We start from the raw sequence: 20,309 nt of genomic DNA, 5'->3' as shown, positions 1-20,309 counted from the left end.
ATTGCCGCTGTGATTGATAAGCCCCGCTATTATTGATAAGTCCAATAGATGAGGACCTTGTGAGCCCAAGATTTGGGCTCACAAGGTTTTTCGAACTATCTCAATAAAAGTCTGACTTAGAAGCGATAGTCCAAGGTTAAGCTGGCACTGCGCGGCGTACCGTATTGAAATTGGCTGTATTGACCGACTTGGCTGTAGTAGGTTTTATCTAAGGCGTTGTGCAGGTTGGCGCTAAGCTTAAGTTGCTCGGTGAAGGCGTAACTTGCCATCAGACTCGCCAGTGCATAGGAGCCTTGCTCTACTTCGACTTTGCCAAGTGGCGAATTAACCGTTTGGTAGACTCGGCTCTGCCAGTTAACCCCCGCACCAATTTGCAATTTATGCCAATCACCACCAAAGGTATAAGTGGTGAAGAGTTTTAACTGCTGACGTGGCGAGATGGTACTGATGCGTTTGCCTTTAGGATCTTCGCTAGTGAACTGGGTGTAGCCTAAGTAAACATTCCAGTCATCAGTGATTTTACCTGTTGATTCAAATTCGAATCCCTGTGTTTTTGTACCGTTTACGCCTTCATACACTTGCGTTGTGGTTCCTGGGATCACATCGCCAGTGCTGACTCCAACATTGTCTTGCCTGATCTCAAACACCGACAGCGACATATCTAAGGCCTCATCGAATAGACTCGCCTTAATCCCGCCTTCGTAGTTTTTCCCTTTGACCGGTTCTAGGTAGCTTTTATCGATTCTTTGCTTAGTTTGCGGTGCAAAAATGTCGGTATAACTGGCGTAGAGCGAATATTGCTCGGTCAGAGCGTAAGTGAGGCCGAAGTAAGTAGTGAGTTCGTTACTGATGTTGAAATCGTACAGGCTGCCAAAGTTATCTTGGTCGGTTTCCCACTCATTGAGACGTAATCCGACGAGGACAGCTAAAGCATCGCTGAGATTAAGCTGAGTCGCCACATAGGCTGCACTCTGTTTGGTTTCACCAAATGAGCCAGTGGTATAGGCCTCCTTCCATTGAGGTTTAGGATATTGGAAGTTTGGATCGCGAAAATCCCCCAGTGGTGGTACTGCAGCAGTGGGGTAATAATAGGGATTGGCGAACTCTTGTCGCTGACCATTCCAGCCAAACATCAATTGATGTTCCTGACCAAAGAGCTGGAATTGTCCTTCGGCGCGTAAATCCACATTGTGTTGGGTGCGACTGCCGTCGACATAGGCGATAGAGCCTGCTGTTGCGCCGATATTGGTCATAGGATCGGGATAGCCCGTGGCCCATAGCACATCGAACTCAAGTGAGTTGTCGCCATAGGTGTAGGTCCCTTTTAGGTTCCAGCCATTATCAAATCTGTGTTCTAGACTTGCAAAGGTGTTGAGGCCTTGGGTATGCGCCGAGCCCCAATCGGGCGCCGTTGAAGTGGCGCGATCATAGTTAGTGCGACTGCCATCGCTGTAAAATAGCGGTAAACCGCCCGACATAGTGCCGCTCGGTGTGGCATCTTGGTAATCGACACCAAGGGTGAATAAGGTGCTATCGCCAATATCGGTTTCGACTATGCCGTATAGCGTAGTGCGCTGCTGCTCATACCTGTCTTGGAACGAATCCTTATCCTGATAGGCGGCTACTACGCGACCGCGCACCGACCCTGAGTCATTTAAGCCGCTGGAAACATCGACCATACTGCGCACATTATTCCATGAGCCCACACTTACCGATGTGCTGCCCATAAACTCTTGAGTTGGGCGTTTACGGATAAGGTTAATCGCCGCCGATGGATTACCGGCTCCCGTCATGAGTCCCGTCGCGCCGCGTACCACTTCAACTCGCTCATAGATGGCGGTGTCGATGAGATTATCGCCATAGTTGAAGCGGGTGTCGTAGGTGGTTGGCACACCATCGTACAGTATGCTGGTCACGGCAATGCCGCGGGCACTAATGCTGTATCTGTCGTTATCCATAGGGCGGGCATTGATCCCGGCAACGCTGGTCATGGCATCAATCACGCTATTAAGCTGTTGATCGTTCATCATTTGGCGGGTGATAGACGTGACCGACTGCGGCGTTTCTAAATAGGATAAATCGAGCCCTGTCGCTGTGTTCATCGCTTGGGTTTTATAGCGATTGTCGTGTAAATCCTTAGCGCCAATGACATTGATGATTTCAATCTCTTTTTGGTGCTTCTTGGTTTTACCATCCGCATCCACAGTGTCTGCTACGGCATGAGGCACACTGGCTAACATGGCTGAGCACAGCAATAGCTTTGGGTTAACGATGGCTTGTCTGCAGACGAGTGCGATGCTGGAGAGAGGGAAAGTCTTCATAATGGTGATCTTTAATTCCATTTAGGTTGGGGTTAAATAAAGCGGGCCAACAAGTGGCCCACACAAACGTTTCGTCAAGTTTCAGAAAGTGTCGGGTCTATGCGTTTTGTTGCGCGTTAACGTGTTTTCGACTCAGCGCTGCCAAGTTTGGGGCGCTTAAAGGCATGGCTTTGCCTAAAGGCCGCCAAGGGATTATCGATACCGCCGGCGAAGCGCAGGTTTTTCTCCCTGTCGGCGAGGTCTATCATTTGTTGGTTGTTATTCAATTGGATACGATTGAGGCAGGTGCGTACAAAGCTGTCCTTAAACAGATCGTATTGGGCAAACTTGGCGGCCAAATGTGGATGTTGAGCTTGGTAGTCACGTACATTGTCCGCCACTAATTCCCAGAATTGGCTTTCACTGACACTGGTTTGCTCATCTAACAGCGGTGCTAAATAGCGGAAAATACAGTCAAAAATATCCAGTAAGATGTAGTTAAGCTTCATCTCTTCTTCAAGGCTTACCGCAAGGCGTTTTACATCATCAGGCAGCGGCGAGGTGCCATTGAGTACCGCGACTTCTTCGCCTATGTCTTTCATTAAAATCTTGACTGGCACATATTCATCCAGCACTAAGATCAGGTTTTCACCATGGGGCATAAAGACCAGATCGTAGGCGAAAAACGCGTGCAATAAGGGCGACAGATACAAGTTGAGGTAACGGCTCAGCCAGTCTTTTGCTGGCAAGCCTGAGGCCGTTATCAAGGCCGAAATCAGCGCTTTATCTTCATGATCCGTGTGCAGTAGGGCAGCCATGGTCATCAGATTTTGCTTAGGCGCAATGTGCGGCAGTGGGCTTTCGCGCCATAGTGCAGAGAGCATTTTTTTGTAGGCGCTGTCTTGGGTGAGTGCCTGCTCATAATAATGGTGGTGGTAACCTATGGCGGCAATTTCTTTAAGGATCACAAAACCTTGTTGAGTAAAGTAAGGGTCGCTCTCAACCAAGTTCGCCACCCACGCATTAATTTGCGGTGTGCAGCTCATGTATAGAGGCGACAGGCCGCGCATAAAGCCCATGTTTAAGATGGAAAGCGCGGTTTTGACATAGCACTTTTGTGGCGATGAAAGATTGAAGAAAGTGCGTATCGATTGCTGTACTTGGTACTGTTCGCTACCTTCGCCAAGGTAAACCAGATCGCCACGGGCGATGTCGCCGGCAAAGACGCGGGCGATTTTTTCACGCCACTGCCAAGGATGCACAGGCATAAAGTAGAAGTCCTGTGGATCATGCTGCTGGGTTTTAAGATGCTGCTGAAAATCAGTGAACTGCTGGCCAAGCTCCTCCTTGAGTAATGCGTCGTGACTCAAGTTTTCGAGGGCGGCAAACGTAGTCTTACTTTTACGTACTCCTAGCCAGACTAACTGCATCGGCATCGCGCTTTCTGGGGCAAATTGACGATAATCCTGCATATCAAAGCCAATCCGGCCGTTATTGGCAATAAACACCGGATGGCCTTCAGTCATACCCGCTTCTATGCTCTGATAATCGGCTCGCGCCAGCGTGGCGGCGGGGATCGCCTGATGCGCTAACTTGTACGCCTTGCTGTAGAGGGTGCTAGTGATTTCCTCTAAATACGTGGGCAGTAAGGTTTCGCTGATCCCTAAGTCATTTTTAAGGGAAATGATCAGCGACATCGCATCGAGGGCTTGCTCTTGTCCTGCGAGTGAAACGCGGATGGAATCAGCATCGATAGCAAGATGATCGAGCTGATAGTGCCGCGCACTAAAATAGTAAGTGCTGTCTTTGAGCCGCAGTTCATAGTGGTTAAGCCCCGCTTTTTGCCCGTATAGGGTCGGCGTGATGATTTTCTCGTGGGTGAATTCGCAGAGGATTTTCTTCACTAAATGCCGATTAGCCGCTTGCCAATAGGCGGGGGTCAAATGTTCCGGCATAGAAGTTGATGTTGACGACAGCGAAGGGTTGAGTTGAGGCGCTGCTGCGTGAGTTGTATGATCCTGCGTTGGCAATGGATCCATTAGTAAGGCTTTTGTGGGTAAGTTCATCTAGTTCACCTAAAGAGTCGATAATGTCATGGGAGAGGTTACGGGCGCCGCGAGCGAGCTTGGCTTTGTTAGGCTTGGGCTTGCTAAGTCTTGTTTTGCTAAGGTTGGCAGCGCTGGGTTTGGCTGAGCTAAGCCCATCGAAGAGGGTGTGCTCGATGCCAGCTGGCGTTCGGCCGCAGTGCAAAATCCGAGGTAAGCTGCTTTAGTGCTTAATTGAATCGCTTTTTCATAGCGAATGCCCACTCGGCTATTTAAGCGATGAATTTTGCTATTGAGTTGATCGGGTTCAACCACTAGGCGGTTAAAGGCCACTTTTTCAAGCACGAGCTGCGCTATCGCATCCATCACTTTGAAAGATAAGCCGTTGATTGGGCTGCCATCGGGCGGCGCGATAATCAGGTGCATACCGCAATCCCCCGGCGCAACACGATAGTGGTGACCGATTTCATCATGGGCGGGATCGTAGAGCTCCACCATAAAGAGTGATTTACCCTGCCACTCACCCATCAAGGCAAACTTGTGCTGCGTGGCTGCCATAAGGTTCTCTATGGCGGCGAGATTCAAGCCCTGCATGCCCCAAAACTGCGCGTACTCTTGGTTAAACCAAGACTGCAGTGTTGGCAAGTCTTGCTTGAGATCTAACGCTCTGAACTGGAAACCATTGATGCTGGTAATAGCTGATAGCTGCGTTAAACAATGGCTGCTAAATTGACTCGCCATTATTGCGCCTCCTTGTTTGGCGCCATCAAGACCGACATATTGGTTCCCGCGCCTGCGCTCATACTCGAAGTCGGCGTTTGGGTTGGGTAGAGATGCGGCGATGCATCAGTGGTATTGTTGTGCGGCGACGTCTTAGGGAAATGTTTAGGGTTAAGATTCAGTGTGTTAATTGCATTGCTGCCGCAGGGCTGATGATTGGCAAGTTTGGCCGGATCGAAGGTTTGAAAGGCGATGTGTTCTTCAATGTGGTAGGGCGCATAGCCGAGCACGGCCTTTAAGATGATGCCGTTTCGATAACAGCCCATGCCAAGATCCGGTGAGCTTACCCCATGGGTATGCAAACCCACATTTTGGACAAAAATATCCCCGCGAATATCTATGCTGTAGTCGCGTTGTACCGCAAGTTGTCCTGCATCATCGAACTCGATCTGTTGCTTTATATCTTTGATAAATTGAGGTAAACGGTAGTGATAGCCAGTGCCTAATACCACAGCGCCCGTGGTTTGGCTCAAAGGGGCATTTTGTTCTTGATGCTGGAAATGTAATTTGAGTGCATCTGGGTCAGTTTGAATACGGGTTAACGCCACATTGGTCATCAATTGGCACTGGAAATCCGCAATCAAGCGCTTTTGATATAACAAGTCATAGATGTCGTTGATAAGCTCTGCATTAATGCCCTTGTAGAGCGATTTTTGATTGGCGATCAAAGCACAGCGTTTTTCCGGTGTTAGTTCGTGGAAGTAATCGACATAATCTGGCGAGGTCATCTCCAACGTCAGCTTAGTGTATTCCAAGGGATAGAAACGTGCTGAGCGCGTCATCCAGTTCAGTTGATAGCCATAGGTATCAATGTCTTGCAGTAGATCGTAAAACACTTCCGCCGCACTTTGGCCACTGCCAATGACAGTGATGGCGCTCTGACTCTGCAGGTAGGTTTTTTGCTGCATATAGCTGGCTGTATGCATGACCCGCGCATCTTGAATGGGGCAATCCTTTGGCAGATAAGGCTCTGTTCCTGTGCCTAACACTAGCTTTCGGCATTGATAGGTATGGGTTTTGCCACTGCGTCTATCAAAACCTGTGACTCGATAAATACTTTCACCGGCGTTGTAATCTACTTGAGTGACTTTAAAGCCAAATTTTAGATTGCTGAGTTGTTGGCTCACCCATTGGCAGTACAAGTTGTATTCGTGGCGGGGTAAAAAGAAATTCTCACGAATGTAAAATGGATAAAGTCTACCCGTCTTTTTGGCAAAATTAAGGTAACTGTAACGGCTGGTGGGATCGGCCATAGTCACCAGATCTGACATAAAGGGTGTTTGCAGTCTTGAGGATTTGAGTAGCATGCCTGGATGCCAGTCAAAGCTGGTTTTAGCATCTAAAAATAAGCAGTTAAAGCCGTCGATAGGTTCTGATAAGGCGGCGAGGCCAAGATTGAATGGGCCAATGCCTATGCCGAGTAGATCAAAGATTTCGCGATCCATTTCCCTTTGTTGAGTAGTCACTTACGCCTCCTTTGGCAGCATGCTGTTGCGTGTTGCCGATCCAGTAATCAGTTACCTAAGGACACAAACCAAGTTAATGCGGCAGTCAAAATAGCCTGTTTGGCTATCTATCTTGCTGTGGTTAATTCGCTATGTTTAGCGCAGTCCTTAGGTCATTTTTCCTGCTGCCTCTGTCCCGACAACGGCGAGTAAATTAGCACGTGAAAATATTCAAATGCAAACCATTCTCATTTGAGCGATGGTGAGGGTTAATACTTTTAACTTACGGATAAGCGGGCTAAGTACGGTTAATAACGTATGCGCCGGCAAGATAATTGGCTGACAAAAAGGCTAAACTTAAGGGGTGTATAATCGAGGGGATTACGAGTGAGTTGACTTTTAAGGCTATAAATACAGTAGGTTATATCGATTCTTGTGTTAGTTTATTAATCGAGGGGAATTGATTTAGATTGCGGCAATGTCGGCTGAGTCCAATGGGAATAGGTGCCGCTAAACAGTCAGTGTAAATCCATTGTAAAGCGCAGGTTGGAGCCTCGCTGAAGGCGCTGGGTAAATGAGTCGGGTGTGGGTTAAGTTTAAATGCATTGGCTCAGATACATTGGCCCAGATGTATTGGCCCAGATGTATTGGCTCTGATAAATGAGTTCAGAGGCATTGCCCCCAGATGTATTCGCTTAGCTTGGTATTTTCTCAGAGAGCTATTCGCTTAAAACTGCTATTGGCTGGAGCTGTAAATAGGGCGGTTATCTCGGTATGGATAGCGGCAGTGCGCGTTTATTAAGGGCATTAACTTAAGCTAAAGCCGTCCTAAGACGGCTTTGAAATGTGGCTGTTAACTCAGAATGCAAGTTCGAAAGGCTAAATCGTAAAGCTAGCGTAAATCGACAAAGTGTCCGGTAATTTTACGCACTAATGGCAACACCATCAGCAGTGTCGGGAAGGCGACCACCCATGAGATCAGCCAGGCACCGAGCCAGAGTTCGATAAACTGCGGTGAAGCGCCAACGCCATTGAAAGTGCTAATTCCAGACACGATACAACTCATTAGAATAGAAAGAAAAAAGGGCATTACAACCGTGGCGTACTTGGCTGGTAATTTAGGCGTGCCCAAAAAAGTACGAGGTTTGTCATCGGGCAAAGATTTAGAAATAGTCATCGGATCCTCTATTGGAAATTCATCAGGCGAATGATTTGTCACAGGCTAATACTGTCACTTCTGTTATCGACTTCATTTGCTCTCCCCATTGGGTTCAATAGCTGAAGCAAGGTATTTAAGCGATTGATGAAGTTTAGCCCGCGCGGCGACATTCTAGGTATTGCACCGATAAAGCGCAATCATTAAAGCCCAAGCTAGCCTATCTGTACGTTCACAGTTAGCGCAGGGATCAGCACTTAATTCATTCCATTTATTACCCAAAGCTCGCCCGTCACATTGACCCAGTGACCGAGCGAAATAGGGGATTTGCCAAGTTCATTATCAAAGGGGAGTGCAAGGTTTGAGTGCGACAGGTAAATCGTATCTTCGGGTGTTTGGCTGATGTCGACGATTTGTCCTGAAGTTTCAAAGTTCAATTGAATTGGTAGGCGTGGAGCTTGCTCAATGATGTCAACTTGAACACTTGCTAGTCGGCCGAGTAATTCAACCGTCACCCATTGGTTAACCGGAAAGCGCATTTTTGCCTGTTGAGCGCTGCCTTGGTAATAAAACCAAATCGGCGCGCCATTGTCGCATTTGCCTGCGACTTCACCTTCAACACCATTGCCACATGGAGTTAGCTCGAGTATATAGATCCGATACTGCATATAAAGTCCATTTCATTTCGATACAGACATGCTACCGAGGAACTGTGACTAAATAACTGCGACTAAATAACCGCTAAGCTATCAGTTTGATTTCTTGTCACGGTAGGGGTGGTGTTTGAGGCGTGATTGTTGAGAAAGATAAAAGCCGTAAGAGAACACCAACAGTGAGGTGAGCAAGGCAGGGTAAACATAGGAGTCGGTCAATCTAAAGCAAAATAAGTGAGGCTGCGAATGTGCCCCACTTATTCTGTTTATTTTTCTCTTTCTTCGCGTCTTAAGTACTAGCGATTCAGGCTAGCGATTTAGGCTATCAATTTAAATCAGTGACTTAGTTTATCAATTTCAATCAGTAATTTATCTCAGAGATTGAAATCTTGATTAACTTAGGTCGCCGCTTTCATGGCGCGAGTAAAATCGCCAAGTGTCGCCAGTAGCTTAGCTTCATCGTGCTGGTGGGTTTCGATGATCTTCACAACGGCAGAGCCAGAAATTGCCCCTGCAGCGCCTGCTTTGATGGCGGCGGTTACTTGAGCGGGTTCGGCAATGCCAAAGCCGAGTAGCGGTGGCGGCGCATTAAAAGTTTTCAATTTGGATAGAATTTCTTCCACCGGAACGCCAGCTTTAGTGTCTGTGCCTGTCACCCCTGCGCGGGATAAGAGATAGGTGTAACCTTCGCCGCTGGCGCTAACCAGTGCAAGGGTTTCACTGTCGGCATTGGGCGGCGCGATAAAAATGGGTGCGATACCATGGGCTTTAGCGGCTTCGCTAAAGGGCGCCGATTCTTCCACTGGTACGTCGGCAATAAGCACTGAATCCACACCCGCTTGCTGCGCTTTGGCGTAAAACGCATCTATGCCATTAGCAAAAACTAAGTTCGCATACAGCAGCAAACCGATTGGCAGTTCAGGATATTTAGCACGCACTTGCGCCAGTAATTCAAAACACGCCGTTGGAGTCGTGCCCGCAGCTAAAGAACGCAGGTTAGCACCTTGGATCACAGGGCCATCGGCCAAGGGATCGGAAAACGGAAAGCCCAGTTCTAAGGCATCGGCACCGTTTTGCACTAAGGTATCGATAATTTTCAGTGATAACTCAGGGCTAGGATCGCCAAGAGTGACGAATGGGACAAAAGCGCCACGACCTTCGGCTTTGAGTTTGGCAAAGGTGGCTTGGTAACGGCCAGTGTTGGTAGACGTGTCACTCATGTTTATTATTCCTCTTTACCATTCAAAATGTCAGAAACGGTGAAAATATCTTTGTCGCCACGACCGGAAAGATTGACCACTAAAATGGTTTCCTTGGTGCACTCGCGTGCCATTTTCACTGCATAGGCGATAGCATGTGCCGATTCCAATGCAGGGATAATCCCTTCACAGCGAGCCAATTGTTGGAAGGCTTCCAAGGCTTCATCGTCGGTAGCCGATTCATAACGGGCGCGGCCTGTGGCATTAAGATGCGCGTGCTGCGGGCCAACGGATGGGAAGTCCAATCCAGCTGAAATCGAGTAGGATTCTTCGATTTGGCCTTCGCTATCTTGCATCAAAGGCGCTTTCATACCGAAGAAAATCCCTGTCTTACCGTGTTTAAGCGGCGCGCCGTGCATTGGCGTGTCGATGCCTTTACCCGCAGGTTCGACGCCAATCAGTTCGACACTTGGCTCGTCGATGAAGTCAGCAAACATGCCGATGGCGTTGGAACCGCCGCCCACACAGGCGATAACCGCATCAGGTAGGCGACCTTCACGCTCTAGCATTTGCTTTTTGGTTTCTTCGCCAATAATGCGTTGGAACTCACGCACTATGGTTGGGAACGGATGTGGCCCCGCAGCTGTGCCGAGTAAATAGTGGGCTTTTTCGTAGCTGCCAGACCAGTCGCGCATTGCCTCGTTACAGGCATCTTTTAAGGTGGCAGAACCTGAGGTGACAGGAATGACTTCCGCGCCCATCAACCGCATTCTAAATACGTTCGGTGATTGGCGCGCAATGTCTTTTGCACCCATATAGACTTTACATTTTAAGCCTAACAGCGCGCAGGCAAGGGCGGTGGCAACGCCGTGTTGTCCTGCGCCAGTTTCAGCAATAATTTCCTTTTTGCCCATGCGTTTAGCAAGCAGAGCTTGGCCTAACACTTGGTTAGTTTTATGGGCGCCGCCGTGGAGTAAATCTTCTCGTTTGAGGTAGATTTTCACCATAGGGTTGGGGCTTAAATTGCGGGTTAAGGTCAGTGCTGTTGGGCGACCCGCGTAGTTCTTTAGTAAATCGGTAAATTCGGCTTTAAAGTCGTCATCTTCCTGCGCTTCCACAAAGGCAGTTTCTAATTGCTTAAGGGCTGGCACTAAAATCTGTGGCACATACATGCCGCCGTATTCGCCGAAATAAGGGTTAAGCTTTAACTTTGACATACCTTTTTCCTTATCTTATCAATCAGTTTGTCAGTGGCTTCGATTGTGCTAACAGCGTCTTGGTGTTAACCGCATCATAGTGTTAACTGAGCCGTTATCTATTTGGCCACTGGCATTAATAGGTTCATATTTTTTGTCGAGCATCACGCTTGTCGAGCACCAACTGCATCTAGGGCTTCTTGCTTAGCGCGATAGGCTAGAGACGTAAATGGGTAAAAGCCGTTTGGATCAGTTGCGCCGATTTAATCCCTGCGGCGGTTTCTAGGCCAGAATTAAAATCTAAACCGTAAAATCCTTGGGCATTGGCACTGGCCGCATTGTCGGCGTTGAGTCCGCCCGCCAACATGGCATGGGCCTTTTGCTGGCCTAAGGACTTCACATCAATATTTTGCCAATTAAAGGCTTGGCCCGAGCCGCCAAATTGGCCTGCCGTTTTACTATCAAAGAGATATCGCGATGCTCCCTGAGGTATGTTACCAAGCTCACCCGTTTGCGCATCGACGCTGACGGCTTTCCAAATTTGGGTGGTGAGTCCCGCTTCCTCAAGTCGCTCGGCGAGCTGTGCGATTTCAAGTTCAGTCTCAGTGCCGTGCAGTTGTACGGCAGATAACTGCAAACTGGCGGCGATATCGGTGATGGTGCTTGGCGCGGCATTAACAAACACGCCGACGAATTCAATGGCGGGGGCATCGGATGCGCGATACGCCCTGAGCAGTTGTTCTGCGCCATCAAGGGTTAAGGCGCGCGGGGATTTTTCAGCAAAAATCAGCCCACCATAGACAGCGCCTGCTGTTGCCGCGGCGCGGATATCTTCCACACGGGTGAGGCCGCAGACTTTATTGTGACCGAAGATCAATTTACGGCAGGCCAAGTCGATATCAGCCTCGGCCATAATCGAGCTGCCGACAAGGAAGCCATCAACCAGCGGACTCAGGCGACGCACTTGCTCATTGTTGTAGATGCCAGATTCGCTGATCACCACGCGGTCGCTGCCAATGTGTGGCGCCAGCGCTTCTGTGGTAGCGAGATCGGTACTTAAATCCCTTAAGTTACGGTTGTTGATGCCGATAATCGGCGCATCTAATGCGATGGCGCGCTTAAGTTCATCTTCGTTACTGACTTCGGTCAGTACATCGAGTTGATACTTAGCGGCTTCTTTCGCTAGACGTTGATATTGTTCATCATTAAGCACGGACAACATTAACAGAATCGCATCGGCGCCTTGGTGAGCGGCGAGTTTGATTTGGTATTCGTCCACAAAAAAATCTTTGCACAGAATAGGTTGGTTGACCCGAGCGCGCACCTTAGGGATATAGTCCATATCCCCTTGGAAAAATTGCTCGTCGGTTAATACCGAAATGCCCGCCGCATATTTACCGTAAATATCGGCGATGGCTTCTACATCAAACACATCGCGGATAAGCCCTTTGGACGGACTGGCTTTTTTGCATTCTAAAATGTAACCCGCCTTGGGTGCCTTGAGTGCGGCAAATAAACTGCGGTCAGAGATTTTTGGCGATAGACTCGCCTCAGGGAAACGCAGCTTTAGGGCGGCAATATGGGCCGCTTTGGTATCGACGATACGGGTTAACACATTACTTTTTGGCATAGCGTTTGTGGCTGCCCCTAGCTGAGTGCGCAGGTCTTGATTCATTGCTGTTGGAGTCACTTCTACTTGAGACATTCGCTTATCTTCCTCTTTCTTGACCGTTGACTAGGGCTTCACCGCTGACTTTTGCGAGCTGGCTTAACAATTCAAAGGCTTTGCCGCTTTGAATGGTAGCGAGCGCCAGTAAGGTTCCGGCTTTGACTGAATCAGCAATTCCACAGACATATAAAGCACAACCGGCATTGATGGCGACCGCATTGGCGTGTGCTTCAGTGCCACGGCCTTTTAAAATCGCCTCGGTAATCAAGGCATTCTGCGCGGGCTCGCCTCCTTCTAAGTCTGTTATCTGCGCTAAAGGTACACCTAAATCGGCGGGCGTGAGTTGATACTCAATAATGTCGCCGTCTTTTAACTCAGCAACTTGGGTGTTGCCGTGCAGCGCGACTTCATCTAAACCGCTGCCGTGCACTACCATAGCGCGTTTTGTGCCAAGCGCCTTTAATACTTTCGCTATCGGTAAGACTAACTCAGGGCTATACACGCCAAGTAGCATAAACTCAGGCCTTGCAGGGTTGATAAGCGGCCCTAACACATTGAATAAGGTGCGCGTTTTCAGTGCTTGTCTTACGGGCACCGCATGTTTTACCCCGCCATGGTAGTGGGGCGCAAACAAAAAGCACAGATTCAATGCGTCGAGGCAACGACTGGCAGTCTCTGGCGACATAGTTAAGTCGATGCCAAATTGCGCCAAAAGATCCGATGAACCCGATTTACTCGACACGCTACGATTACCGTGTTTGGCGACCTTAGCGCCTGCCGCCGCGGCAACAAAGGCAGCAGTGGTGGAAATATTAATGGTATTAAAGCCATCACCACCCGTGCCAACAATATCAACTATGCCATTATGAAGCGGATTGTTGTTTTGCTCAGGGCAAGGAAAAGGTTTGGCAGCGGCGCGCATGGCATCGGCTGCGCCGCTGATCTCATCAATAGTCTCGCCGCGCATTTTCAGCGCAACTAACATTCCTGCCATTGCCGCTTCACTCATTTCTCCGCGAATTAACGCGCCAAAAAGTTCGGCGGTTTGCTCGCGGCTTAAACTTTCACCTTGGTATAAAACGTCGAGTAGAGGCTGAATAGGGTTGGTACTCATGCGCTTACTCCTGTTGTCATGTCTTGGGTAAGAAAGGCTAAGGTTTGAATGAGCAATGTGCTGCCTAAGGTGGTGAGAATCGATTCAGGGTGGAACTGAAAGCCAACGGCTCTGTGCTCAGGGTGCAGAATCGCCATCGGCATAGCGTCAGTGGTTGCGATCACTTGCAAGCAATCAGGCACGTGAGTGGCGACGAGACTGTGATAACGGGCAACGGGCAGGGGAGAGGGCAAACCGGCAAATACGCCAGTGCCATCATGGAAAGTCGGGCTTGCCTTGCCGTGCACCACAAAAGGCGCGCGCGCCACTGTGCCGCCGTAATATTCCACCATAGCTTGATGCCCAAGGCAGATACCCAGCATAGGCACTTTACCGGCGACTTTGGCGATAAGCGCCATCATAGAGCCTGCTTCATGGGGCGCACCAGGACCGGGTGATAACACTAGGGCTGCGGGTTCTTGTTCGTTAAGCAGTTTTTCGGCAATAAAATCGGCGGCAACATCGTTGCGGTAAATCACCACTTCACAGCCTAGGTTGCGAAATTGATCCACTAGGTTATAAGTAAAGGAGTCAAAGTTATCGAGTAGATAGAGTTTCATGTTTGGCTCCTATTTATATTGTGCTGAAGTGGATTGCACAAAAGTGGATTGAGCTGACGCGTCATTTACTGGCGATTCATTGACTCGCAGTCCTGCACCCATTTTGATTGCCGAAATCACGGCTTGGGCTTTTTGACGGGTTTCATCTGCCTCGCTTTGGGGATCCGAATCAAATACCACGCCCGCGCCCGCTTGAATAAAGGCGGTACCATTTTTAACAAAGGCGGAGCGGATCACGATGCAAGTGTCCATATCCCCAAGGGCATTAAGGTAACCCACAGCGCCGCCGTAGCTGCCACGGCGGGCTTTTTCTGCTTGGCGAACCAGTTGTGATGCGCTTACTTTGGGGGCGCCAACTAAAGTACCCATATTCATACAGGCCTGATAAGCATGCAGCGCATCTAAATCTTGGCGCAATTGACCCGTTACGCGACTGACAAGGTGCATCACGTGAGAATAGCGATCAACTTTCAATAATTCAGTGACTTTACGGCTGCCGCTTTGGCTGATGCGCGCGATATCGTTGCGAGCTAAATCGACCAACATTAAGTGTTCTGACAGTTCTTTTTTATCTAAACGCAGTTCAAGTTCAATGCGGCTGTCTAAGTCAAAATCAATCTCGCCCGTGGCGGTTTTGCCGCGTTTACGGGTGCCGGCAATCGGGTAGACTTCGACTTGATTACTGCTGGCTTCGTATTTGAGTGCGCTTTCGGGTGAGGCGCCAAAAAGGGTGAAATCTTGGCCCCTGAAATAAAACATATAAGGGCTTGGGTTTGTCAGGCGCAGGGCACGATAAGCTCCTAAGGTATTCGGGCAAGGCAAACTAAAGCTACGCGATGGCACCACTTGGAAAATATCGCCAGCAATAATGTGTTCTTTCAAATCGATAACGGTTTGTTTAAACACCTCATCGGAAATATTGACTTGCTCAGTTGCGTCGATGGCGACCAGTGTCGGCACATCGGCAGGTGAATTACCGAGGGTTTTACATTGTGTACTTAACTGCTGTACTCGTTCGCTCAGCGCAGTAGTGATGGCGGCATTCTGGCTGGAATCACGACTGAAATTATGGGTAATGATGTCGGCTTGTTTCAGTTTATGGTCGATAAGGATTAAGGTTTCTGCGAGGTAAAATAAGTAGTCTGGGCAATCATTATCGCGGTTCGGCACGGCAGGCAGCGGTTCGACGGTATCAATCAAGTCGTAGGCCAACACGCCACCTAAAAACAGATCCTCAAAGGCGGGTTTACTTTGGCTGTCAGTATGAGTGCCACAATCAATTTGCTGGATAAACATCCGCAGGCCATCGAGTGGCGAAGTTGATTTTAAGCGTGCATCTTCATCCTGCAACTTAGTGTCTTTTTGCAGCGTCACCACTAAGGTCAAGTTATCACGGACTAGATTGGCACTCATATCAGCACGATCGCCGCTCGCACTGAAGAAGGTTTCGATTGGGGTAAGTAAGCTCGCGCCATTGTCGGTCAGTGCGGTAAAGGTCAGTTGATAACCGTCGCAGCGGATCATCATGGCGGCATGGGTCATCACCATGCTTTTTAAGTGATCTTTACTGTCGATTTCGGCCGATTCCAGCAACATAGTATGGGACGCATCTTGGGTAATGTGCTGATACAAGCGCAGTGGATCACTGTGATAGGTTAATGCCGCCTTGAGTGTGCTTGAGCGTGCGAATGTCTGTTTGGGCATGTTCATACTCCAGCTACCTTATAAAATGTCTTTAACATCATGAGTTATCTCGCTTTCTTAATCTTGTTACCCGAGTCTGCCGACATTTTTCGCACCTAACAAAAAAGCCCGCATTTCTGCGGGCTTCTTGTTGATTCTGGTCACTTTCAAATGAGCACAGAGCTTCACACCACCCGCTAAGTTGGGAAGTGCCACCACCAAATGATGTTTAATGAAGCGTTAATGTGTGTCATTCAAAAGGGTCTCGCTAATTCAGTAATTGGTGTATAGAAAACCTTAGCTGGGGTCGAATGTCAATTGAATATTTTTCATTTTCTATGATTTATTCACTTTTATGACGTAGAAAATTTAAGTCACACAGCCACAAAATGCGAGATAGCAGCGCATTTATTAACAAATTCACGTACAATAGCCCCATGAATACTCAAAGCATATTGGCTGATCTGCACAGCCACACGACCGCATCCGACGGTCAGTTAACTCCGTCTGAATTGGTGGCTAGAGCCCTTGAAAAGGGCGTGCAGTTATTTGCGATTACTGACCACGACACGGTAGCAGGTTTACCCGAAGCCCGTGCCTTTAATCTATCGCAAGCAGAACCATTGAAATTGATCTCTGGCGTAGAAATCTCTACTCGCTGGAACAGTTATGATATCCACATAGTTGCGCTTAACTTCGATGCGGATAATCCTGCGTTATTAGCATTTTTAGAAAACCAGCGTGAGTTACGTGAATTACGCGCTCAAGAAATTGGCCATAGATTAGCCAAGGCCGGTATTGAAGGCGCTTACGAAGGTGCCAAGGCGTTGGCGGGTGAAGCGGCATTGAGCCGTGGACATTACGCCCGTTGGATGGCTGAAAATGGTCATGCTGTGGATATGCCGAGCGTGTTTAAACGCTACCTTGCCCGCGGTAAAACCGGTTATGTCCCCAATAATTGGGGTGATATGGCCAGCGCCATCGATATCATTCATAACGCGGGTGGATTAGCTGTGTTGGCGCATCCCAGTGGTTATAAGTTATCGGCAAAGTGGCTTAAGCGCTTAGTGCGCGAATATAAAGAAGCGGGTGGAGATGCCATGGAAGTGGTACTTGGCCAGCAAACATTAGACGACAGGGCCAACCTTGTGGCCTTGAGCTTACAAAATCAATTGCTTGCATCGATAGGGAGTGATTTTCACTTTCCAAGTAATTGGATCGAATTAGGAAAAAATCTGTATCAGCCCCAAGGTATTGATTGGGTCTGGCAATCGGAATCTTGGGTGGAACGACCATGAGTCAGTTTTTTTATGTACATGAAGTAAATCCGCAAACACGCCTTATCAGTCAAGCTGTTGCCGCCTTAAAAGCGGGCGGTGTGATTGTTTATCCCACCGATTCGGGCTATGCCTTAGGCTGCTTGATTGGTGAGAAAGACGCGATGACGCGGATGGCGAGAATTCGTCAAATCGAGAACGATCATAACTTTTCATTGATGTGCCGTGATTTATCCGAGCTTGCGACCTACGCCAAAGTGGATAATCAGGCGTATCGCATCCTAAAAAGTTGCACGCCTGGGCCTTATACGTTCATTTTTAAAGCGACCAAAGAAGTGCCGCGTCGTCTGCAAAATGACAAGAAAAAGACCATAGGTATTCGCGTGCCCGACAATGTGATCGCACTGGCGTTGCTTGAAGCCTTAGATGCGCCGCTGATGTCGACCAGTTTAGTGATGCCAAATGCAGAATTTGCCGAGTCTGATCCTGAACAAATTCGCGACTTGCTCGAGCATCAAGTGGATGTGATTATCCATGGCGGTTATTTAGGTGAAAAACCGACGACAGTGATTGATATGTCTGAAGATGGTGCCGAAATTTTGCGTGAAGGCGCGGGTGATATCACGCCGTTTCTCTAAATCTGCCGCATTAGATTTATCGCGAATGGATGCGGGTAAGTGAGTCGGATAGTGGTAGTCAACATTTGGCAGTTTTATCGTCGCAGGTTTACAGGTATAATCGCGCGTTTGGCGTTAGCCTAAGTTGGGTAGCGCAGTGTTAACGGAGCAAGATAGCGGATGCAGGGCACGCAACAGAGTTTACCCTTAGCCGTTATTCGTGGTCAGGCAATGACCGAAATGCCGCTGGATTTGTTTATTCCGCCGGAGGCATTAGAAGTATTCCTTGAGTCCTTTGAAGGCCCATTGGATTTACTTTTATATTTGATCCGTAAGCAAAAATTAGACGTTGTCGATTTACCCATTCAGCAAATCACCGCGCAGTATTTAGAATATATTACGTTGCTGACTCAGGCTCGAATTGAACTTGCTGCCGATTACTTAGTGATGGCGGCAACGCTTGCCGAGATTAAATCCCGTTTGCTGCTGCCGCGCATGGTGGCTGAAGATGAGGTTGAGGAAGATCCTCGGGCGCAATTGATCCGTCAGTTGAAAGCCTATGAAGTGATTAAAGAAGCGTCGCAAAAACTCGATGATTTGCCGCGGCTCGAGCGGGATGTGTTTCAAGCCAAAGCAGTGGCAGCACCTGACATTAAGCCGTTAATGATCCCGCCAGAAGTCTCGTTGTTTGAAATTGCCCGCGCCTTTGGCGATGTGCTCAAACGTATCGATGCCAATGAAGATCATCACGTTAAGCGTGAACAGTTATCGACGCGTGAGCGCATGAGCCAGATTTTAGCCATGCTGAACTCGGAAGATTTTACGGCATTTGAACGTTTATTTACCGTAGCTGAAGGCCGTGCAGGCGTGGTCGTGACCTTCTTAGCACTGATGGAATTAGTCAAAGAATTATTGGTTGAATTGTACCAAACAGAACCGTTTTCAACTATTTACGTTAAGGCCTATTAATTGATGCAGATAAATCCGACTCAATTAAAACAGCTTATTGAAGCGAGTTTGTTTGTATTGGGGAAACCCTTGTCGGCGAAAATGTTGAAAGACACTGTATTGGTGGATTTCACGGTTTCCAGAGACAAAATAAAAGCTGCATTGGATGAGCTGCAGCAGGATTATCAAGACAGAGGTGTGCAACTTGTGAAAGTCGCTGGAGGTTATCGCTTCCAGACCTTAGACGTCTTGAGTCCTTTTTTGCAGCCCCTGTGGCAAGAAAAGGCGCCTAAATATTCGCGTGCGACATTAGAAACCTTGGCGGTGATTGCTTATCGTCAACCTGTGACTCGCGGCGATATTGAACAGGTGCGCGGTGTGGCCATTAGTAGTCACATCATAAAAAGTTTGTCAGATAGACATTGGATTAAAGTAGTTGGCCATAAAGAAGTACCGGGGCGACCCGCGTTGTATGCCACTACCTTAGAATTTTTAGCATATTTTGGCTTAGACACCTTAGCGGATTTACCGCCGCTGTCGGATACTGAGTCATTGCAGGCGGTTTTTTCAGGTTTGAAATCAGTGCCAGAACAGTCAGAAGAGCAAAATACTAATGAGTGAAAAATTGCAGAAAGTCTTGGCCCGTGCAGGCCATGGCTCCCGTCGTGAGATGGAGGCATGGATTGCTGCAGGCCGAGTTAGTATTGATGGTGAAATTGCTAGCCTTGGGGATCGTATTGAAGCTGGTGCTAAAGTGCGTATCGATGGCAGAGCCATTTCGTTAAAGTCTGCCGAAGATGTGATTTGCCGTGTGCTGGCATATCATAAACCTGAAGGCGAAATTTGTAGTCGTAAAGATCCTGAAGGCCGTCCAACGGTATTCGATCGCTTGCCTAAAGTGCGTGATTCACGCTGGGTTGCGGTAGGTCGTTTAGACATCAACACCTCAGGTTTATTACTGTTTACCTCAGATGGTGAATTAGCGAACCGCTTAATGCATCCATCGAACGAAGTCGACCGCGAATACGCAGTGCGTACCTTCGGTGAAATCCCTGAAGCGACAGTGCAACGTTTACGTACCGGCGTGATGTTAGAAGACGGCCCTGCGCAGTTTGATAGCATCAAGCCAGCGGGCGGCGAAGGCATGAACCAGTGGTGGCATGTGTGTTTACGCGAAGGTCGTAACCGCGAAGTACGCCGTCTGTGGGAATCCCAAGAAGTGCAAGTGAGCCGTTTGATCCGTATCCGTTACGGTATGGTTGAATTGCCAAAATCACTGCCACGGGGTGGCTGGGTTGAATTGCCAATGGAGCAAGTTAACTACTTGCGTAAATTGGCAGGTTTAGAACCAGAAACCCGCACTATGCTTGCTGCCGATAAACACAGCGTAGCCCGTGCTCAGGTGAAGAGTGCTAAAATTCGCCGCGCCGTACGTAAGCATAAAGTAACCGGTTCGGGAAAACCTAAGCCATCGCGTCAGCGCAGCTAAGTTGTTTTATCCCAATGAAAAAGGCCGCTTAGCGTAATGCCGATCAGTTAAGACAGATCGCTTGACGATCTCGCTGAAAAGATCAAAATCCGATGACCTCATGTCATCGGATTTTTTTATGCAACTCTCAGAAGCACTC

At 48.5% G+C, this 20,309-nt stretch carries 17 protein-coding genes and 1 other annotated feature; of the genes, 5 read left to right on the top strand and 12 right to left on the bottom strand.

Annotated features, from left to right (window positions below; genetic code table 11):
* Window positions 1-116 precede the first annotated feature (116 nt).
* The 12 genes from KV201_RS16840 to KV201_RS16785 form a co-directional block, all read right to left on the bottom strand.
* Window positions 117-2,342, bottom strand: coding sequence for a TonB-dependent siderophore receptor (locus KV201_RS16840; protein WP_226059976.1), 2,226 nt, complete (start codon window positions 2,340-2,342; stop codon window positions 117-119).
* 95 nt (window positions 2,343-2,437) lie between these two features.
* A complete protein-coding gene (locus KV201_RS16835; RefSeq protein WP_226059975.1) occupies window positions 2,438-4,366 on the bottom strand; it encodes an IucA/IucC family siderophore biosynthesis protein in 1,929 nt (642 codons plus the stop codon).
* Window positions 4,367-4,375: 9 nt separating this feature from the next.
* Window positions 4,376-5,086 carry a GNAT family N-acetyltransferase gene (locus KV201_RS16830; RefSeq protein ID WP_226059974.1) on the bottom strand — a complete coding sequence of 237 codons (711 nt, stop codon included), beginning with the start codon at window positions 5,084-5,086 and terminating at the stop codon, window positions 4,376-4,378.
* The gene (locus tag KV201_RS16825) at window positions 5,086-6,591 is read right to left on the bottom strand and encodes a lysine N(6)-hydroxylase/L-ornithine N(5)-oxygenase family protein (protein WP_226059973.1); all 1,506 of its coding nucleotides are present in this window, start codon (window positions 6,589-6,591) and stop codon (window positions 5,086-5,088) included. Before KV201_RS16825 ends, KV201_RS16830 begins: the two co-directional genes overlap by 1 nt.
* A gap of 871 nt (window positions 6,592-7,462) precedes the next feature.
* Window positions 7,463-7,747, bottom strand: coding sequence for a DUF2798 domain-containing protein (locus KV201_RS16820; protein ID WP_006082193.1), 285 nt, complete (start codon window positions 7,745-7,747; stop codon window positions 7,463-7,465).
* A 236-nt stretch (window positions 7,748-7,983) separates the two neighbouring features.
* Window positions 7,984-8,394, bottom strand: coding sequence for a glycerate kinase (locus KV201_RS16815; protein WP_226059972.1), 411 nt, complete (start codon window positions 8,392-8,394; stop codon window positions 7,984-7,986).
* A gap of 383 nt (window positions 8,395-8,777) precedes the next feature.
* Entirely contained in the window at window positions 8,778-9,599 is an 822-nt protein-coding gene (gene trpA / locus KV201_RS16810; protein WP_226059971.1) for a tryptophan synthase subunit alpha, read from the bottom strand.
* Window positions 9,600-9,604: 5 nt separating this feature from the next.
* Window positions 9,605-10,795 (bottom strand): tryptophan synthase subunit beta, encoded by a 1,191-nt coding sequence (gene trpB, locus KV201_RS16805; RefSeq protein ID WP_226059970.1) that lies wholly within the window; start codon window positions 10,793-10,795, stop codon window positions 9,605-9,607.
* A 196-nt stretch (window positions 10,796-10,991) separates the two neighbouring features.
* Window positions 10,992-12,479, bottom strand: a complete 1,488-nt coding sequence (gene trpCF, locus KV201_RS16800; RefSeq protein ID WP_226059969.1) for a bifunctional indole-3-glycerol-phosphate synthase TrpC/phosphoribosylanthranilate isomerase TrpF — start codon at window positions 12,477-12,479, stop codon at window positions 10,992-10,994.
* A 4-nt stretch (window positions 12,480-12,483) separates the two neighbouring features.
* Window positions 12,484-13,557, bottom strand: a complete 1,074-nt coding sequence (gene trpD / locus KV201_RS16795; protein ID WP_226059968.1) for an anthranilate phosphoribosyltransferase — start codon at window positions 13,555-13,557, stop codon at window positions 12,484-12,486.
* The gene (locus tag KV201_RS16790; RefSeq protein WP_226059967.1) at window positions 13,554-14,156 is read right to left on the bottom strand and encodes an aminodeoxychorismate/anthranilate synthase component II; all 603 of its coding nucleotides are present in this window, start codon (window positions 14,154-14,156) and stop codon (window positions 13,554-13,556) included. The genes trpD and KV201_RS16790 overlap by 4 nt, the downstream gene beginning before the upstream one ends.
* 9 nt (window positions 14,157-14,165) lie before the next feature.
* The gene (locus KV201_RS16785) at window positions 14,166-15,860 is read right to left on the bottom strand and encodes an anthranilate synthase component 1 (RefSeq protein WP_226059966.1); all 1,695 of its coding nucleotides are present in this window, start codon (window positions 15,858-15,860) and stop codon (window positions 14,166-14,168) included.
* A 98-nt stretch (window positions 15,861-15,958) separates the two neighbouring features.
* Window positions 15,959-16,066 (bottom strand) — a sequence feature (Trp leader region).
* Between the two features lie 210 nt (window positions 16,067-16,276).
* Between KV201_RS16785 and KV201_RS16780 the strand changes: the two genes are divergently transcribed.
* The 5 genes from KV201_RS16780 to rluB all read left to right on the top strand — a co-directional run bounded on the left by KV201_RS16780 (window position 16,277) and on the right by rluB (window position 20,170).
* Window positions 16,277-17,137, top strand: coding sequence for a PHP domain-containing protein (locus tag KV201_RS16780; protein WP_041411197.1), 861 nt, complete (start codon window positions 16,277-16,279; stop codon window positions 17,135-17,137).
* The gene (locus KV201_RS16775) at window positions 17,134-17,754 is read left to right on the top strand and encodes an L-threonylcarbamoyladenylate synthase (protein ID WP_006082184.1); all 621 of its coding nucleotides are present in this window, start codon (window positions 17,134-17,136) and stop codon (window positions 17,752-17,754) included. The genes KV201_RS16780 and KV201_RS16775 overlap by 4 nt, the downstream gene beginning before the upstream one ends.
* A gap of 159 nt (window positions 17,755-17,913) precedes the next feature.
* The gene (locus tag KV201_RS16770; protein WP_011847143.1) at window positions 17,914-18,702 is read left to right on the top strand and encodes a ScpA family protein; all 789 of its coding nucleotides are present in this window, start codon (window positions 17,914-17,916) and stop codon (window positions 18,700-18,702) included.
* Between the two features lie 3 nt (window positions 18,703-18,705).
* Window positions 18,706-19,302 carry an SMC-Scp complex subunit ScpB gene (gene scpB / locus KV201_RS16765; RefSeq protein WP_226059965.1) on the top strand — a complete coding sequence of 199 codons (597 nt, stop codon included), beginning with the start codon at window positions 18,706-18,708 and terminating at the stop codon, window positions 19,300-19,302.
* Window positions 19,295-20,170: a 23S rRNA pseudouridine(2605) synthase RluB gene (gene rluB, locus KV201_RS16760; RefSeq protein ID WP_226059964.1), complete on the top strand. Its 876-nt coding sequence runs from the start codon at window positions 19,295-19,297 to the stop codon at window positions 20,168-20,170. The genes scpB and rluB overlap by 8 nt, the downstream gene beginning before the upstream one ends.
* Window positions 20,171-20,309: the final 139 nt, after the last annotated feature.

It is taken from the genome of Shewanella sp. SR1 (assembly GCF_020447145.1).
Lineage (GTDB): Bacteria > Pseudomonadota > Gammaproteobacteria > Enterobacterales > Shewanellaceae > Shewanella > Shewanella baltica.
This window is presented reverse-complemented; position numbering and strand designations above follow the sequence as displayed.

Bases quoted from the DNA above. Each gene is read 5' to 3' on its own strand.
- rluB (WP_226059964.1), top strand. From the start codon at position 19,295: ATGAGTGAAAAATTGCAGAAAGTCTTGGCCCGTGCAGGCCATGGCTCC.
- KV201_RS16830 (WP_226059974.1), bottom strand. From the start codon at position 5,086: ATGGCGAGTCAATTTAGCAGCCATTGTTTAACGCAGCTATCAGCTATT.
- KV201_RS16820 (WP_006082193.1), bottom strand. From the start codon at position 7,747: ATGACTATTTCTAAATCTTTGCCCGATGACAAACCTCGTACTTTTTTG.
- KV201_RS16790 (WP_226059967.1), bottom strand. From the start codon at position 14,156: ATGAAACTCTATCTACTCGATAACTTTGACTCCTTTACTTATAACCTA.
- KV201_RS16785 (WP_226059966.1), bottom strand. From the start codon at position 15,860: ATGCCCAAACAGACATTCGCACGCTCAAGCACACTCAAGGCGGCATTA.
- trpD (WP_226059968.1), bottom strand. From the start codon at position 13,557: ATGAGTACCAACCCTATTCAGCCTCTACTCGACGTTTTATACCAAGGT.
- KV201_RS16775 (WP_006082184.1), top strand. From the start codon at position 17,134: ATGAGTCAGTTTTTTTATGTACATGAAGTAAATCCGCAAACACGCCTT.
- trpCF (WP_226059969.1), bottom strand. From the start codon at position 12,479: ATGTCTCAAGTAGAAGTGACTCCAACAGCAATGAATCAAGACCTGCGC.
- KV201_RS16835 (WP_226059975.1), bottom strand. From the start codon at position 4,366: ATGAACTTACCCACAAAAGCCTTACTAATGGATCCATTGCCAACGCAG.
- KV201_RS16770 (WP_011847143.1), top strand. From the start codon at position 17,914: ATGCAGGGCACGCAACAGAGTTTACCCTTAGCCGTTATTCGTGGTCAG.
- KV201_RS16780 (WP_041411197.1), top strand. From the start codon at position 16,277: ATGAATACTCAAAGCATATTGGCTGATCTGCACAGCCACACGACCGCA.
- KV201_RS16840 (WP_226059976.1), bottom strand. From the start codon at position 2,342: ATGGAATTAAAGATCACCATTATGAAGACTTTCCCTCTCTCCAGCATC.
- KV201_RS16815 (WP_226059972.1), bottom strand. From the start codon at position 8,394: ATGCAGTATCGGATCTATATACTCGAGCTAACTCCATGTGGCAATGGT.
- trpA (WP_226059971.1), bottom strand. From the start codon at position 9,599: ATGAGTGACACGTCTACCAACACTGGCCGTTACCAAGCCACCTTTGCC.
- scpB (WP_226059965.1), top strand. From the start codon at position 18,706: ATGCAGATAAATCCGACTCAATTAAAACAGCTTATTGAAGCGAGTTTG.
- trpB (WP_226059970.1), bottom strand. From the start codon at position 10,795: ATGTCAAAGTTAAAGCTTAACCCTTATTTCGGCGAATACGGCGGCATG.